General features: G+C 58.4%; 21 protein-coding genes and 1 pseudogene. 1 reads left to right on the forward strand and 21 read right to left on the reverse strand.

Annotated features, from left to right (window positions below):
• Positions 1 to 146: 146 nt before the first annotated feature.
• The 20 genes and pseudogenes from F7Q90_RS22025 to F7Q90_RS22120 form a co-directional block, all read right to left on the reverse strand.
• On the reverse strand, positions 147 to 428 hold the full coding sequence (locus F7Q90_RS22025) for a hypothetical protein (RefSeq protein WP_006122449.1): 282 nt from the start codon (positions 426 to 428) through the stop codon (positions 147 to 149).
• A complete protein-coding gene (locus tag F7Q90_RS22030) occupies positions 418 to 711 on the reverse strand; it encodes a Gp49 family protein (protein ID WP_006122448.1) in 294 nt (97 codons plus the stop codon). The genes F7Q90_RS22025 and F7Q90_RS22030 overlap by 11 nt, the downstream gene beginning before the upstream one ends.
• Position 712: 1 nt before the next feature.
• Positions 713 to 1,237: a phage major tail tube protein gene (locus F7Q90_RS22035; protein ID WP_167387063.1), complete on the reverse strand. Its 525-nt coding sequence runs from the start codon at positions 1,235 to 1,237 to the stop codon at positions 713 to 715.
• A complete protein-coding gene (locus F7Q90_RS22040; protein ID WP_006122446.1) occupies positions 1,234 to 2,661 on the reverse strand; it encodes a phage tail sheath subtilisin-like domain-containing protein in 1,428 nt (475 codons plus the stop codon). The genes F7Q90_RS22035 and F7Q90_RS22040 overlap by 4 nt, the downstream gene beginning before the upstream one ends.
• Entirely contained in the window at positions 2,651 to 2,902 is a 252-nt protein-coding gene (locus tag F7Q90_RS22045; RefSeq protein ID WP_006122445.1) for a hypothetical protein, read from the reverse strand. Before F7Q90_RS22045 ends, F7Q90_RS22040 begins: the two co-directional genes overlap by 11 nt.
• Positions 2,902 to 3,366: a Gp37 family protein gene (locus F7Q90_RS22050; RefSeq protein ID WP_006122444.1), complete on the reverse strand. Its 465-nt coding sequence runs from the start codon at positions 3,364 to 3,366 to the stop codon at positions 2,902 to 2,904. Before F7Q90_RS22050 ends, F7Q90_RS22045 begins: the two co-directional genes overlap by 1 nt.
• A complete protein-coding gene (locus F7Q90_RS22055; protein ID WP_006122443.1) occupies positions 3,366 to 3,812 on the reverse strand; it encodes a gp436 family protein in 447 nt (148 codons plus the stop codon). Before F7Q90_RS22055 ends, F7Q90_RS22050 begins: the two co-directional genes overlap by 1 nt.
• A 1-nt stretch (position 3,813) precedes the next feature.
• On the reverse strand, positions 3,814 to 4,170 hold the full coding sequence (locus tag F7Q90_RS22060; RefSeq protein WP_006122442.1) for a DUF2190 family protein: 357 nt from the start codon (positions 4,168 to 4,170) through the stop codon (positions 3,814 to 3,816).
• Between the two features lie 10 nt (positions 4,171 to 4,180).
• The gene (locus tag F7Q90_RS22065) at positions 4,181 to 5,134 is read right to left on the reverse strand and encodes a hypothetical protein (RefSeq protein WP_006122441.1); all 954 of its coding nucleotides are present in this window, start codon (positions 5,132 to 5,134) and stop codon (positions 4,181 to 4,183) included.
• Positions 5,135 to 5,147: 13 nt separating this feature from the next.
• Entirely contained in the window at positions 5,148 to 6,245 is a 1,098-nt protein-coding gene (locus F7Q90_RS22070) for a hypothetical protein (protein WP_044243657.1), read from the reverse strand.
• A gap of 214 nt (positions 6,246 to 6,459) precedes the next feature.
• Positions 6,460 to 6,918, reverse strand: coding sequence for a phage virion morphogenesis protein (locus F7Q90_RS22075; protein ID WP_006122439.1), 459 nt, complete (start codon positions 6,916 to 6,918; stop codon positions 6,460 to 6,462).
• A gap of 2 nt (positions 6,919 to 6,920) precedes the next feature.
• On the reverse strand, positions 6,921 to 7,742 hold the full coding sequence (locus F7Q90_RS22080; protein WP_044243645.1) for a phage head morphogenesis protein: 822 nt from the start codon (positions 7,740 to 7,742) through the stop codon (positions 6,921 to 6,923).
• Positions 7,723 to 9,207: pseudogene (locus F7Q90_RS22085) on the reverse strand (DUF935 domain-containing protein). The gene F7Q90_RS22080 and the pseudogene F7Q90_RS22085 overlap by 20 nt, the downstream one beginning before the upstream one ends.
• Positions 9,207 to 10,730 carry a hypothetical protein gene (locus F7Q90_RS22090; protein WP_006122435.1) on the reverse strand — a complete coding sequence of 508 codons (1,524 nt, stop codon included), beginning with the start codon at positions 10,728 to 10,730 and terminating at the stop codon, positions 9,207 to 9,209. Before F7Q90_RS22090 ends, F7Q90_RS22085 begins: the two are co-directional and overlap by 1 nt.
• Positions 10,727 to 11,272 carry a DUF3486 family protein gene (locus F7Q90_RS22095; RefSeq protein WP_006122434.1) on the reverse strand — a complete coding sequence of 182 codons (546 nt, stop codon included), beginning with the start codon at positions 11,270 to 11,272 and terminating at the stop codon, positions 10,727 to 10,729. Before F7Q90_RS22095 ends, F7Q90_RS22090 begins: the two co-directional genes overlap by 4 nt.
• Positions 11,272 to 11,583 (reverse strand): hypothetical protein, encoded by a 312-nt coding sequence (locus F7Q90_RS22100; RefSeq protein ID WP_151161069.1) that lies wholly within the window; start codon positions 11,581 to 11,583, stop codon positions 11,272 to 11,274. The genes F7Q90_RS22095 and F7Q90_RS22100 overlap by 1 nt, the downstream gene beginning before the upstream one ends.
• Positions 11,576 to 11,908 (reverse strand): hypothetical protein, encoded by a 333-nt coding sequence (locus tag F7Q90_RS22105; RefSeq protein ID WP_000175096.1) that lies wholly within the window; start codon positions 11,906 to 11,908, stop codon positions 11,576 to 11,578. The genes F7Q90_RS22100 and F7Q90_RS22105 overlap by 8 nt, the downstream gene beginning before the upstream one ends.
• Complete coding sequence (locus F7Q90_RS22110) at positions 11,905 to 12,558, reverse strand: hypothetical protein (protein WP_151161071.1); 654 nt, start codon at positions 12,556 to 12,558, stop codon at positions 11,905 to 11,907. The genes F7Q90_RS22105 and F7Q90_RS22110 overlap by 4 nt, the downstream gene beginning before the upstream one ends.
• Positions 12,548 to 13,270: a transglycosylase SLT domain-containing protein gene (locus F7Q90_RS22115; RefSeq protein WP_006122431.1), complete on the reverse strand. Its 723-nt coding sequence runs from the start codon at positions 13,268 to 13,270 to the stop codon at positions 12,548 to 12,550. The genes F7Q90_RS22110 and F7Q90_RS22115 overlap by 11 nt, the downstream gene beginning before the upstream one ends.
• Before the next feature lie 2 nt (positions 13,271 to 13,272).
• On the reverse strand, positions 13,273 to 13,623 hold the full coding sequence (locus F7Q90_RS22120) for a putative holin (protein ID WP_006118559.1): 351 nt from the start codon (positions 13,621 to 13,623) through the stop codon (positions 13,273 to 13,275).
• 93 nt (positions 13,624 to 13,716) lie between these two features.
• Here F7Q90_RS22120 and F7Q90_RS22125 point away from each other — a divergent pair, with 93 nt between their 5' ends.
• Complete coding sequence (locus tag F7Q90_RS22125; protein WP_006122430.1) at positions 13,717 to 13,974, forward strand: hypothetical protein; 258 nt, start codon at positions 13,717 to 13,719, stop codon at positions 13,972 to 13,974.
• A gap of 26 nt (positions 13,975 to 14,000) precedes the next feature.
• Here F7Q90_RS22125 and F7Q90_RS22130 read toward each other — a convergent pair.
• Positions 14,001 to 14,164: transposase domain-containing protein (locus F7Q90_RS22130; RefSeq protein ID WP_151161046.1), on the reverse strand; the 164-nt coding region annotated here is incomplete at its 5' end.

Raw genomic sequence — 14,164 nt, forward strand, 5'->3', positions numbered from 1 at the left:
GAATATTTTACGGCATTCTCCGCTAATGCTCAGGCGAATATCCCTGAAGGACGTTCTTAACAATTTAACAAGGGTTTACCACAAAATGGTGCTGGTTTATTAGCGTCAATTTGTGGGGATCCCTCAGGGCCGAAGCCCCTTTGGTATCAGTGAGTGCGAAAGCCTTTGCAGTTACGCAGGAAGGCGATGAGAAGCGCCTTTCCTTCGGATTTACCGATGCCGGTGAACCAGTGGTCAGGTGGCTCCCATGCCTCAATCAGGTCAGCGAGCTTTCGTGCTTTAGAACGTGTGCAGTCAATCGGGTCATTGGCTTTCTGGGTATTAAAAAGGTTTTCCACCCCCGGAATATCGAGGATGGTAAACCAGGTGCTATTTCCCATGCAAATCGAACCACAGTTCCCGCCTTTATCTTCGATCTCAACGGTCATCGTGGTTCCCCGATGCCAGCCGGGACTTCAGCCTGTATCCCTCAAACTGCCACAGCGCTTCAGTCGCATTGTGCTGCGCTTTAGCGATGGCTACTTTCCTGCCGGTCTCTTCATCAAACAGCCCCGGATGCGCCGTGGCGCTGAATCCACTGCTGACCATAAAGCCATCCGGCATCAGTGCAACAGCAATGGTCAGCGTGGTGCCCGGAAAGTGGTGGGTCTGATAATTCAGCGACGCTACCAGGTCGTCTATCGTTTTGCGCTCAACTTTGGGTACCACCATATTACCCCTCGATATTGATACGGTAGTCGGTCAACTGGTCAACGCCGCCGACGCGGAAGATGTTGGCCAGATAGTCCAGCTCCAGCAGCTCTTCACCATCCAGTACCTGCTTGATGTACGTGCAGGTGAAGCTACTGGAGAACTCGGCGTTCTCGTGCTGTTTGAACGTCCCCAGCGGGTTCTTCTTGAACATGATCGTCAGGAAGGTGACCAGCGGAATTTCGTCAATCAGCCCCTGCGAACTGTAGCGCTGGACGCTGGAGCGACACTGCAGCGCCAGCGACTTATACGGGTTCGCAGCAGACAGCATCGCGTCGCGGTAAAAGCTGTTCCACTTGATCTCGCCCTCAAGCTTGTCGAAGCCTGCCGGGAGTTCCACCTTTCCCACCATCCCCAGCGCCTTATGCTCCTGCATGGTCATGGAGACGTCAGGCAGTTTGACCTCCTCGGCCCGGCCCAGCAGGTTAGCGCCATCCAGGTAGATGTTGGCATTCGTGATGCGGTTGATCTCAATCTTTGCCATCAGCTATTCCCCTTCAGGGTTAACAGGTATTCCGAGGTGATCTCGGTCTCAAACGTCAGTCGCTCCAGCGGTGGTGGTGGCGTGTATTTGTAGCTCAGCAACAGGTGACCGGCGGCAAGCTCCGTCTCTTCGTTGCGGGCCGGATCAAACCAGCAGCTGAAGCCCAGCAGCGCACCGTCGCCAATCAGCTTGCGACCGTAGGCGTTGACCGACTCCGTCAGCGCATCAATCAGCGCCTGGGTAATCGGCATGTCGATGTACTGCTGGCTGAAGTAACGCAGGGACTCGTTGATCAAATCACCGGTACGGCGAACGTTCTCAAAGTTGCGCATATGGGTGACCGTTGGCCATGCCGCCATACGGTTGCCCCACAGACGCAGGCCGCTGCCGTAGCTGCTGAAGACCGTGGTGATGCCCTGTTCGTTGAGCAGGTTCACCTCGCTCTGCGGGTCGTCAATCATGGCCGACAGCTGGCGCTCCACACCGGTGATACCCAGAATCTCCTGGTTGGAGGACGACCACCAGTAGCCCTTGTCCAGGTCGACCTTGGCACGCAGACCTGCAGCACGCTGGCTCAGTGGCTCCAGCCGTTCGCTGTTGGTGGCCGCGTCGTATACCTTGACGTGCGGGTAGCACAGACGGACGCGATCGGAGCTGGTATTGAAGTTAATGGTGCCTTCCGGGCCACGCCCCGCCAGAGCCTGCGCAAAAGTGGTACCAATTGGCGCGTCGATGTAGGTCACCGCGCCCAGCTTCTCAGCCATGGCGATAAGCTCAACCGAGACGCTGTTCTGGGTGCAGAAGACCGGGGCAATCAGGATTTTTGCGAAGTAGCCAAACAGGTTGAAGCTGTCGTTAAGCAGTTTCATGCCGGTACGGTTGCCCGCCGCGTTAACGGCACCGATGATATCTGCCGGGGTGACTTTAGTTGGATCAGCATAGTTATAGCTGGCCTTCACCGTTGCATCTGCCGCGATGCTCTTACCGAGGTTGGTAATCACCCCGGTCTGTGCATCAAGCGAGTAGTCCTGACCTTCCACATAAGGCTGGCCATCGCTGTCCGGTTTCAGTACCAGCTGCGCGACCACCGGATTAGCCAGCTGTGCCTTGCCCGTCGCCTTGTCGAACGTTACATCTTCATCGGCCACAGCGGTTTTATGCGCAGACGGATCAAGCACGTTAATGACCAGAACGGTGCCTGCCCCATGGTCGTAGATCGCATCCAGCGCCTGCGGAATGGTAAATCCGGTGAGCTGGCTGCCAAACGCCGCTGCATCTTTCTCAGACAGGCACTGCACCAGCGTATTGACGTCCCCCATCGGGGCGGTACCAATCAGGCCAATGACGGCAGACTTCACCGTTTTTACCGGGCGGGCACCGTTTTCCACCTCAATGGTTTCGACGCCATGCAGATAGTTAGCTGCCATGGGAGTCCTCCGTTTTCACATCGTTGTCGCCGACGTTCCTGCGCTTTGGTGACTGCACAACCGGTGTGCTGGCGGGTTTAGTCTCTTCAGATACCGGTGTCAGATGCTTCAGCGCCACCAGTACCTTCACATAGTCATGCTCCTCTGGCAGGGAAACATTCTTCCCCGGCCAGAGCAGGATTTCGGTTCCGTCCGACAGCGTGACGCCGCTGGCCGGGCCGGAATAGCGGTATTCTTTCATCACTCGCTTTCCTCATAGTTCACTTCGGTTAACAGCGGGCCGGACGGTAAATCGCTGTCTTCGATAAAGACGCTTTCAGTGGCAAAGTCGAGGGCGTACTGCCACAGCCCCTTGACCTCACCGATAAACACCTCGCGGGTCAGCCAGATGCGACGGCGGCAGTTCGGCGGGGTGTAGCCACCGAGGATGCGGCGCACCACGTCAAGCACATCCACCGCGCCCTGTTTACCGTTGAGCTGCCGGAAGACCACAGTGACGCATAGCTGGATGGTCTGAGCCTGGATAATCGCGCTGGTGTCATTGGGCTTGTCGAAGCGCGACCCGGCATAACTCACCAGCAGCGCTCCTTTCGGATGGTTGAGCCGGTATTCCGCTGGTTTCTCGGGGAAATATTCCACTGCCAGCGTCGGGAGTTTCTCCTTAAGGCGGGCGACAACCGCATCAATAACGGGCAGAACATTCATCAGTATTTCTCCAGTAAGCCATCGCGCCCGCCAAAGGTGGGACGGCGTGCCCGTGCCCGGATTTCACCGGACTCAGGCACATCTTTCTGAGTCGACTGCAGCCCCAGCGTGAGCTTCCCGTCGCGGATAGCCTCCAGTTGTCGCCGTGCCTCTTTGTTGTCGTCCTTGACTGTGTCAGGCAGGTCACCTTCAGGACGGCGGACATACAGGCGGTAACGGGTCAGCGTGATGGCAATGTCGCGCAGAACGGTCGGTACTTCCGTCAGCGGCAGGGTATAGCGCCCACGCAGGTGGGCATCTATCAGTTCACCGGCGTAGCGGATGCAACTCTCAACCACGGTAGCATTGACCGGAGGCTGCTCATCAAAGCCCACCGACTCGTTGGTCAGCTCAATGAGCGTCCTTTCCGGTACTTGTTCAAGCAAATCCGCCAGGGTGCAGTACATGTCACACCCCGCGCAGGATGCGGATAACGTCACCCTCGGCCAGAGCCTCATCCAGCGCAATCCCGGCAGAAATGCCTGCCGGGGTCTCACCGGCTGCGGGGATCTGAGGAACGGCGCAGGCGTTCGCATCCGACTGAACGATCTGCCCTCTGGAGACTGCCGCTCCGGCCTCGACGGCAACAATACCCAGTACGTTGACCGGCGTTACATCACCGGCAGCGGCATCCACCTCTGCCACGCCGAGCGCGACGGCTCCGGCCTGACAGGGGGCGTTATCGGCACCGACAAAGCGCTGTTGCGTCAGCGCTGCGCTGGCCGTCACGGTGGTGGTCAGAATGACCTGTTGAGTTGTACCCATGACCGTCTCCTTATTTCACGATGTTGGTGACGAGATACCCGGCATCGCCACCGACCACGGCGACTTTGTAGATATCGGTATAACGGCAGTACTTCACTTTGCCGCCGACGCCGTCGTATTTATCCGCCACCGGCATCCCTTTACGGCGCAGGGTGTAACCGAATGACGGCTCATTTTCGTCGGCGTTGTCGGTGCCTGGTTGCGGCTTGCCAACGTAATGCAGCATCAGGTTGTCACCCCAGATATCGGTCGGGACTTTGTCCTTGTTCTGCGCGTCTTTCATGGAGGCCATGGAGACCGGCTCGCCGATCGCCACATCTTCCAGCTGGAAAAGGTCTTTCAGAATTTCGATGGTGATACGCTTGCGCTCGTTGGCACCAATCGCGGCCTGAATCGCCGGGTGGAACTTCAGCAGCGACATGACGCTGGCCCCCATGGTCATCAGGTTCGGACGCAGGCCGGTGGCGTTACGCACCGCTTCGATCCCGCCTTCAATGATGCCAATCGGGTCACCCTTGCCACCACCCCAGCGGTCGGCAGCGGCCAGCGCTTTGACGTTAGCCGCGCGATAGACGTTCTTGTCCTGGGCCAGACGGGCCGCATACAGTTCTCGCTTGAGGTTGACGCCGCTCGTCACACGGCGAATGGCTTTGGCCTCTTCGTTGAACATCGACTCTGCCTGCTCGCGATAGTCCACCGGCGCGGCCAGATCGTGCTCGTTGAGAACCAGGTCCAGCTTGCCGGTTTTCTCGCGCACCAGAACGTTACTGTCAGCCCCCACGGCACGCTCGGTGTCGTACTCCACAAAAGCGGATTTACCGAAGGTCGGCACGGTCACACCTTCCTTATCGGTAAGGACAATGGGGAAAATGCGCTCACCGATGAACGCGGCATTTTTATAACCGCGAGCGATGCTGGTCAGCACCGGGTCAACGACGCGCTTACCCTTTAAATAGTCAGACATGTTCTCTCCTTAATTACAGGCAGCGGGAGACAGCAGCGTCGTAGCTGATGCCTTCTTTTTTCGACAGTTCCAGCGCTTTCTGATGCAGCGCCAGACGTTCCGGGTCGGCTTCAGCGAACTCTGCTGAAATCGTTTTGATATCCGTGTTCACGCGGTCTTTGGTCGCATGCTCACTGAAATTCAGTACCGGGGCAGTGCTGTCCAGCAGCGTCTTAAACGCCGTGGCCAGCGGGGTGCGGGTATCGCCTTCGGCAAACTCAACCGGCTTGTCACCTGCAGAGACCGCGTCCAGGATGGCCACGACTACCGACTTCGCTTTGGGGGCCAGTCGGCCATCGCCAACCAGCTTCTCGGCAAAGGAGACGTTCTCCGCGTGCAGTTTGTCCTGCCTGTTCTTCGCTTCCTGTTCTGCCCGCTGGGTGGCTTCCGCTTTCAGACGTGTGTTTTCCGCCTGAAGCGCTTTGATTTCTTCTTCAGTCATGGTGCTGTTCTCTTGTTGAGGGTTGGGATTGTGTTCACTGAAGTCCGGTTCAGACTTCCCGGTGTCGCGGTAAGCCTCTTCGCGCAGGGAGTCAACCTGCCATGAAGGAAGCACCTTGTCGGTCTCATCCAGCCCGAACTGGGCGATCAGAAAATCGCGCAGACGGCCCCATAAAGAGGCATTGGTGATATCACTCCAGTCGGCAAACTCCACGACGCCTTCTTCTTTCTCACCAAACGAGACCTGCTTCAGCCCCTTAATGGAAGGTGGCTGCGCGCCCAGAAAGCCGACATGACGCAGGTAAAGCGTGCCGGGCTTCGGGTTGTTCGGTGAGTCAGGGAGATAGAACGAGGCGGAGACCTTCTTGAAGCGTCCGTTGCCCACCAGTTCGGCAAACTGCGGGTCGAGCTGGTCAGGCTCAGCGAGCAGATCGCCGCCGTTAAGCGACAGGGATTTCACCCAGCCCCACGCCGGGTCTTCCGTTTTGGGGTGGCCAATAACGAGAGGCGCTTCATGGACGGACGGGTCATAGGCTTTCACGCAGGCGGCAAGATCGCTTTGCGTGAACGGCAGTTTCGTGCCGTGCATATCGGTATGAGTACCGGCTTTAAAAATGTGAATGGCTGGCATTTTGCTGTCCCGCGTTACGTTGTCGGGGACAGTCTGTGGAAAAAGCATCAGCAGCGCTTTTAATCTGCTTTAGAAAAAATCGGGGGTATCAGTACGGGGAATGTCACGCTGCGGGCGAATAGTGGTGCAAAGCGGGGGCTGTAAAGCCTTTATAAAGGTAATACAGCCCCTCAGCGGCTGGCAATGATAAATCACCCGCCTGCAGAGACAAAACTCAGCGACGGGCCGCTGCTTCAAGATGGCGGACAATCGTATCGAGGATGGGGACAACCACTTCAGGCTGCAGCTCACCGTCCCCTGTCAGCGGCAGGAACGGACGGGCCGGAAGTTCGACGGACTCATTACGCCCCGTTTTACCACCGAACTGGTGAATCGGCCCATAAACGACATTAGTGCCAACTGCTGCCTGCCGGTCGTCATGGTCGGTTGATACTGACCCCATCAGACGCCCGGTATCCTGCAGTGTTTGCCCGTCGCGCTCTTCTGCTGCCAGCGAGGGAGTCCACCCCGGACGCCCCTCATCGAGAAAGTTAAACTGCGTCTCCGCCAGCAGGGTTCCGGCGATTTTGCGCATCGCGGGTTCCAGGTCTGTGGCAGCCAGGTCCAGCGCACGGAGGCTCCGGCGCAGGGATTCATCGTTAATGGTGATATTGACCAGGTTATCGGAAGCCATCGTTATCCTCTCAGTTCCTGCTGTACCAGAGGTTGAAGCGTACCCTGATAGCGGGCAAGGTCGGGACGGTATGCTGCCCCCGGCGCATAAGACCAGCCGACGTCGGTGGCCACCTTCGTGGTGCCGGTATTGAAGGTGGCGACGTTCTGCATCTCGCCTGTTTTCTCTGAGACCAGCTTCAGCTCCCATCCCATGGCTGAGCCAGAATCTGACACCTTCAGGCCACGGGCACGCACATCGGCTGCGCTCAGGGCAATGACACCACAGCGGCAGCGCCAGCCGTTCGGCGGGTAGAACGCCTGCCAGAACGGATCATCATAGCGCAGTACCAGACCATGAAGCGCCAGATGGCTCTTGCGGGTATGGCTGTCGTTGATGCCGGTATACATCCAGTACGGCCTGTCGTCGACGTTCTCCATCTGCTCCGCCCAGCGACCGGCACTGTAGAGTATGGACATATTGGTACGAAAGATGGTGGCGAGCCGCCACGGGCTGCCCTGCTGGATGGTGACCGGCTCGCCCGTTACCGGGTCGGTGGTGTCACGTGGCCCCCACCATCCCTTGCGCTGCAGCTCCGGCTCCAGCTGCTGGCGGAACCAGCGGTCAGTCTTGCCCTCATCCAGTGCCTGCTGCAGGGCGCTCCTTATATCTTCCAGAATATCCAGCCGGGTCACTTTGGCGACAGTAAAGGCGCGGGCATGGGCATCCTGCCACATTTCCTCCCAGTCCCACGTGAAGCTATACCCTTTGGACTTCAGGTAGCTGACAGCCCGTTTTGGGGGCAGCGTCATGCAGTACGCCAGTTCAGCCGTTGTCACGCTCATGCAGACGCCCCCAGACAGTTGCAACAAACATGATACGGGCCAGCCGTTCCTGCAGGTCATCCGCATTCATCTGCGGGTACAGTTCAGCCAGCGCCCCCAGCAGCTCAGACGGGTTAACGCCGTCTTTCACCTGGTTAAAGAGCGGCTCCAGCACCGGCGCAAGTACGCCGTTTAAGGTGCCACCGTTCATCAGAATATCCAGCGCATCATCGAGATCCTGCTGGGCCTGAATATCGGCATCTATGGCCTCGGCGAACGACAGCGGCAGCGTGTTCTTCTGGCGCTCTGACGGTGGTGTCTAGTCAATATCGCCGTCCTGCAGCTGATACTCACGCTTGAAGTATTGCGGGGTGAAGACCACACCGGCGCGGCTGAGTTTCTCGTCGCGGGTTGCCTGAGTATCGTCGACCGTTCCCTGTTCCCACGTCTTCCAGACGGGGCTGGCCACATCGCCAAAGTTCATCGATACCGCCATCCTGATGGCCTGATTCACCGCACTTTCCACGATATCAGAGTCAGCGTCACGGATATCATCGGTGACTTCCAGCCCGGCCTGCGCGGAGGCGCGGTTACTGTTGGCCTCGGTGGTCTGGTTCTGCCCCAGCAGAGCAATAGAGATTTCACTGCGGGCAAGCGTGATCAGGTTCTGATAAATATCGCTGCTGTCGGCCTCCTTAATTTCAATGGAGGAATCGTCAGGGATAGCGGCCACCGCGTCTTCCACCATTGCCTCCATGGAGTCCAGCAGCAGGTCAATCTCACCCTGGGCCGTCCCGCGCGGATGCTTGCCGATAACCCAAGGTGAACCGTACTTCTCGGCAAAGCGCACCCAGAACTTCATGCCGCCTTTTTTGAAGGTCACGGGCCAGAAGCACATAGACAAATCAGGGAAGCCATACGGGTTGTCGTAAGTCGCATCCTGACGCGGTACCACGAACTTGTTCAGCGGTACCGGCTCACCTTCCAGTCCGGCGTCTTTAGCACGAAAGCGCAGCAGGTTGTCATTGTCGAACTGGAACCACTCAGGCGGCTTGCCCACGATATCGGCGATGCCCCAGGATTTAACAGAGCGTCCCCACATGACCTCACAGGGCTGATACCCGTAGAGAACGGCATCGGTCATCTCGCCGATGATGCGTGACAAATCCAGATCGTCGAGCATATCCCGGATGAAGCTGAATACCCGCGCCGGGGCATGACCGCGCTCAAGACCACGCTCCAGCGACTTGACCGCCGCCTTACGCCTGCGGATGCAGCCACCAACCAGCGGGTCGGTACGCAGTTCACGATAGATGCGGATATCCCGGCCCTGAGATTTCAGAATGGGGTCAGGGTTAGGCAGGTACATTCCCAGCCCGAAGAAGTCGATGGAGCGGCTGCGCGAGGCGATCTGCTCCGTCAGCGTTTTATTGGGTTCGGCAAAAGAGACAAACTCATTGGGTGAAACCCAGAGTCCACGGGCCATCAGTAATCCTCCAGCATACGGGCCGCCTGACGACGACGGCGTGAGCTTGCCTTCACCGGCCCTTTGTTAATTTCACGGCTGGCGAAGTACGCCAGCGCCAGTGCGATGGCTGAATCCCCGTGACGCTTGCCACTGTCAGACTTCGCTTTTGAGCGCTGTTCCGGCACGCGGGGAACGCCGTTGACCACCTGAACGGCCCGCAGGTCGTCCAGCGTGTCTTCATCCTTCGGTAAATCCACAAGGTTGCCATCTTCCAGCGCAGCCTTGACCGGCGGCATATGTTCGCGATACCAGTTTTCGGTAGGCATCACCTGCTTGACCCGGCTGGAGCCGTAGCGCTGCATGGCGTATTCGGCGAGGTAAGAGCCGTTACCACGGGCATCAAACGCCGCGCCCATCAGGTTTGGCAGGCCGTCCATCAGATACCACGCGCTTTGCTCCTGCTGTTTGAACGGCACGTTGCGCAGCTCCAGCACGAACGGTACGCGACGTACCAGGTTCTTCTCCTGCAGCAGGGGATAGTCCACCGACAGGTCACCGCTGCGCCCAAAGTCACGCCCTAAAAACGACCGTGCATCAGCGGGGAGCGCCTCCAGCAATGGTTTGAGGTGTTCGTCCAGCCAGTCCTGCGTCTCGCTCCAGCGGACGTCGTCAGGCTTCAGTTCGTAGCCCTCCGGGCAGGTCAGGCGCAGCACCGGCGTGCCAGCCGACATGCGGGACTCAATCAGTGCGCGGGACAGCCAGGCTCCGCCACCGTTGGCCGGGACACAGTCAAGCTCCTCGGATGCACCAGCACCGTAGAATTTGTACACCGATGCCATCCACGCCTGCTCGGACGCTTCCGACCATTCTTTCCCGGTACGCAGGCAGACGCGGTGGAACAACCCCTCCGACACGGCCTCCTGGAAAGTAATGCGGTGTACGCTGCCCCCCTGACGCCCGGCCCGGATATCACCGATAAGCGTATTGAACGGGTTATCGTCACCGTCATGGGTGGAGATAACGCGCACCTTGCCACCCCAGATAAGCATCGCCAGCGCCGCTTTCAGCAGCTCGTCCAGTTGCTCATGGAACGCCGCTTCGTCGATAACAATGATGCCCTGACGGCCACGCAGGTTAGACGGACGACTGGAGAGTGCGACAACGCGGAAGCCGGAGTCGGGAAACTTGATGGTGTAGGTCTTGATGTGCTTATCGTCTTCGTCCTCTTCCCAGAAACCTTCTTCGATTTCACTGGCAGCATAGTTGAATGCCCGCGCCCACATCGCACAGGCCTGGATATATTCGACGGTCATGTCCTGGTTATAGGCGATGTAATACACGTTCATCCCGCCCGCAGGCGCTGAAGAGGCTGCGGTCAGCACATCATCGGACGCCTCAGCCCAGGTGATACCGGTTCGGCGGCTCTTCTCAATCACCTTGAGCGGCGACGTATCAGCCACCCAGCGCTGCTGGTAAGGCATCAGAACGGCGGGGATATCCAGCGCCGAGGTATCAGGCAAAACGGGAGCAAGCTGGCTCATGTGGCAATCCCCAGAATTTCGCGCTTCAGCGCCTGTACTGCATCGGTTGACAGCCCACCCTTACGGGCAATTTTCTCAGCGTTGCTGGCCGCCTGCTGCGCTCTGGCCCGGACTTCAGACTGGAACTTCTTGAGGTTGACGGACGCGCGGGACAGCGTGGCCACGTTCTTCGCCACCTTCGACAGCAGCGCCACGCGCTCTTTGGGGTCGACTTCGCCTTCTTCAGCCTCCTGTAGCTGGACAATACTCTCGAACAGCTCAGTCTGAATCAGGGCGATCACCGCTTCCGAACGCGCATCCTGATCGTCAGCAGCTCCCTCGGTCAGCATGCGTGCCGCTTCTGTCGCCGCACGGATAGCGCCATAGCGGCGCTCAATCTTCTGGCCATAGCGATGGATAGCCGATTTGCTGATGACGTAACCCTGCTCACGCAGCAGGGACTCCAGCTCGTTATACCCGCTGAAGCCGGATTCAGTCAGCGCCCGCTCAAGCCAGCGACGCACCTCTTCCGGCAGCTTTTCTATCGTGCTGCGTCTGGCCATTATTCACTCCAGTACTTTTCCGGGCGGGCGATGCCGGGGCCGCATTCCACGGTGTATTCCACCAGGTCGATGCCGAGGCGGGTCAGGTCGGCAAACCAGTCGCCGGAGGGTTTTTTCTCCAGATCAACCATCTTGCGGTCGGCCAGATAATCCAGCTCACGGCGCAGCTCCAGCGGCGTGGTGTCCGGGTAGATGGCGCGGGATACATCCAGCAGCAGCGTCTCGCTGGCGGTATACGGGCGGGTTTTGTTCAGAGCAACCAGCAGACTCCAGCGCAGGGATTCCCGGCGCACGCGGGCGATATCAACCATGGTGACCTCCTGTATGACGGTACTGCTGTACCACTTCCAGTTTGTTGTAGAGTGCGTCCAGCTTGGCCTCGATGACCGTCTGGCCACGGATGTAATCCTCGCGGCGGACGTAGTTCAGCGGTAAATCCGCCTTAAACCGCATAAATTCTTTTTCCAGCTCGCCCCAGTTGGAGGCGGACTGTTGCAGCGACTGCTCAAGGGAGGCGAACCGCGCCGCCTGACGCTCCTCCGCTTTACTGAACAGCCACTTGGCCATACCGCCGACAAAGCTCATGAAGGTGATGAGAAAGCCAACCACCGTCCAGAATTCAACCTGCAACGTCATTTCTGTAATCCTTCCCGTTCGTCCAGCAGCTGGTTTATCTGGCTGCGCCAGGTGCGGCACTGCTTCGCGTTGTCGATGATGTTGGCGAGGACGTCACGCTGGGAGACGCCTGAGTCGCGTAGCCAGGCGTCAGCGGCTTCAGGTTGCCCGGACGCTGCGCGAGTGCCGGTGCCAGCGGCGGCAGTTGTGTCTGAATGACCTGTACCGACGGATGCGTTGTCATATCCGAGGGCTGCGTTGTACTGGCGCACGAAACCGCGAGTAAACACGCACTCAATGGGATGGCTCTTACCTTTTTCATCAATCCAGCGCTGTGTGACATCGTTAATTTGCCCCTGTAGTTGTTTGTTCTGGCTCTCTAGCTGAGCAATCTGCTCAAGGTAACTGGCTTCGGCCTGATGGCCTGCGGCAACCTGCTCCTGATACCGTTTTGCCCAAGCCCGCAGCGCAGCGTTCTCAAGCGTTGCCTGCTCCGTTTTGTATGTGTCGAATGCTGACTGCAACTCACTGACCGCCTTATCGCCGTCGCGCGTGGCGTTTTCATGCCCGCTTTTGTAGCCCAGGTAATAAAGTCCAATCAGAAAAGCATTTATGACCACTGCCAGCAGCAGACTGCGCCACGGCAGATTTTTTAGCAGGTTAGTCCACACAGCTGCCGCCCCCCCATGTCAGGTAACGGGGGGCCAGCTCCCGAAGGATACGCTGCGGATAGTGGCGGTTCTCGCGCCAGTTGGCGGCGCTACGTCCGGCATTCACCGTGGCGACATGATCAAACCAGCGGGTGCTGTCCAGCCCCTGCTGAGAGGCCAGCCGTTTGTCCCGCTGTACCCAGCCCAGACCGCCGTTATAGCCGGACAGCGTCATGGCCATACGTTCGCAGCCGTTGGCGGCGCTGACGCGCTGCCACAGCCAGCGGTCATAGCTGACCAGCGCCCGGATGGCCCATGCCGGATTAAACGGCTCACGGCTGTTCAGCCCCGGCATCAGCTGACTTATCCAGTCAGCTGTGGCGGGCATAAACTGCGCCAGCCCCTGAGCGCCAACCGGCGAGACCGCATCAGGTCGCCAGCCGCTTTCCTGATGCAGCTGCGCGGCGAAATCGGCCACCGGCGCAGACAGTCCCCATTCAAGCCGGGCATTACGGATCACATCGTCGCGATACTGCAGAGCGGCCTGTGGCGGCTGGGCTGCGCGGGCCTGACTGAAGAAACCGCCACACCAGAGCAGCCAGGCAATAACCAGGTTGCCAGCGAGCTGCCACCAGAAGCTGTATTTATCGTTGCGTGGCTCGCCATGCCTGATGGCGGTTACGCCCAGACCAAAGGCGAGCAGGATGATGAGGGTGATTTGAGGCCAGTTCATGGTCACAGCCCCGTAGCCACGGCCAGACAGACCGCTGCAACAATCAGAGCACGGCGGATCAATGCGGCAGAAAACACCAGATGGAGGCCGGTCTGCACCGGGAAACGTCCGTCGGCCATCAGCCTGTCATCGTGCTTCAGGTACTGACCGGGACGGGCTTTGGGGAAAAGCGAACGGTCAAGCCAGTAGCCCAGCACTGCTGCCAGCGTGATGAGTGACAGCTTGTAGACAACCACCGGCAACTGCTGAGGCGATACCAGACCGATGGTGCCGAGCAACAGCAGAGAGGTCAGCAGCCAGCCGCTGAGGCGGGGCTTTTTAACAGGGGGAATGAATTTTTTCAGGTTTTTCATGGGTGTCTCCTTGTTGTGTGGGAGACAGCATCACAAATGTCGGGGGAAAGGGATTTTAAACAGCGTTAATAGTGATGCGATGGGGCAAAACGCATGATTACTTTGAAAAACGACAAGGCAGATACACCAATACCTGACTGGCCAACAACCACAGATATTTCTTTGAAGGGGAAACGTATGACTTCGGCAACAGCTAAATCCAGCTCACTCTGTCTGATGGGGATCACCTGCGATGAGTATGAAACTGCGGCAAAAATTTACACCCTCAGCGTCAATGCTGACAATCTTGCAGAGGCAATAAGAGAGATGCAGGCCGCGCTTGAGCAGGTGGAGAAAACGCCACGAATGTAAGCGTCGCATTCAGACCGTATTGACGTTCAGGCAGAGGGAAGCTCGACCTTCCATGGCAGCAGATCGCGGACCCGGTTCACCGGCCAGTCCTGTATATGACCGATGACGTAACGCAACCACGTCTCGGGGTCAACGCCGTTAAGCCGGCAGGTGACGATCAGAGAGTAGAGGATCGCCGCACGTTCTCCGC

The organism is Pantoea stewartii subsp. stewartii, from assembly GCF_008801695.1.
Taxonomy (GTDB): Bacteria; Pseudomonadota; Gammaproteobacteria; order Enterobacterales; family Enterobacteriaceae; genus Pantoea; species Pantoea stewartii.

Coding starts and splice junctions, on each gene's coding strand:
- F7Q90_RS22050 (WP_006122444.1), bottom strand. CDS start 3,366: ATGAATGTTCTGCCCGTTATTGATGCGGTTGTCGCCCGCCTTAAGGAG.
- F7Q90_RS22100 (WP_151161069.1), bottom strand. CDS start 11,583: ATGGTTGATATCGCCCGCGTGCGCCGGGAATCCCTGCGCTGGAGTCTG.
- F7Q90_RS22070 (WP_044243657.1), bottom strand. CDS start 6,245: ATGCCAGCCATTCACATTTTTAAAGCCGGTACTCATACCGATATGCAC.
- F7Q90_RS22040 (WP_006122446.1), bottom strand. CDS start 2,661: ATGGCAGCTAACTATCTGCATGGCGTCGAAACCATTGAGGTGGAAAAC.
- F7Q90_RS22030 (WP_006122448.1), bottom strand. CDS start 711: ATGGTGGTACCCAAAGTTGAGCGCAAAACGATAGACGACCTGGTAGCG.
- F7Q90_RS22105 (WP_000175096.1), bottom strand. CDS start 11,908: ATGACGTTGCAGGTTGAATTCTGGACGGTGGTTGGCTTTCTCATCACC.
- F7Q90_RS22055 (WP_006122443.1), bottom strand. CDS start 3,812: ATGTACTGCACCCTGGCGGATTTGCTTGAACAAGTACCGGAAAGGACG.
- F7Q90_RS22065 (WP_006122441.1), bottom strand. CDS start 5,134: ATGTCTGACTATTTAAAGGGTAAGCGCGTCGTTGACCCGGTGCTGACC.
- F7Q90_RS22075 (WP_006122439.1), bottom strand. CDS start 6,918: ATGGCTTCCGATAACCTGGTCAATATCACCATTAACGATGAATCCCTG.
- F7Q90_RS22045 (WP_006122445.1), bottom strand. CDS start 2,902: ATGAAAGAATACCGCTATTCCGGCCCGGCCAGCGGCGTCACGCTGTCG.
- F7Q90_RS22060 (WP_006122442.1), bottom strand. CDS start 4,170: ATGGGTACAACTCAACAGGTCATTCTGACCACCACCGTGACGGCCAGC.
- F7Q90_RS22125 (WP_006122430.1), top strand. CDS start 13,717: ATGATTACTTTGAAAAACGACAAGGCAGATACACCAATACCTGACTGG.
- F7Q90_RS22080 (WP_044243645.1), bottom strand. CDS start 7,742: ATGAGCGTGACAACGGCTGAACTGGCGTACTGCATGACGCTGCCCCCA.
- F7Q90_RS22095 (WP_006122434.1), bottom strand. CDS start 11,272: ATGGCCAGACGCAGCACGATAGAAAAGCTGCCGGAAGAGGTGCGTCGC.
- F7Q90_RS22115 (WP_006122431.1), bottom strand. CDS start 13,270: ATGAACTGGCCTCAAATCACCCTCATCATCCTGCTCGCCTTTGGTCTG.
- F7Q90_RS22120 (WP_006118559.1), bottom strand. CDS start 13,623: ATGAAAAACCTGAAAAAATTCATTCCCCCTGTTAAAAAGCCCCGCCTC.
- F7Q90_RS22025 (WP_006122449.1), bottom strand. CDS start 428: ATGACCGTTGAGATCGAAGATAAAGGCGGGAACTGTGGTTCGATTTGC.
- F7Q90_RS22090 (WP_006122435.1), bottom strand. CDS start 10,730: ATGAGCCAGCTTGCTCCCGTTTTGCCTGATACCTCGGCGCTGGATATC.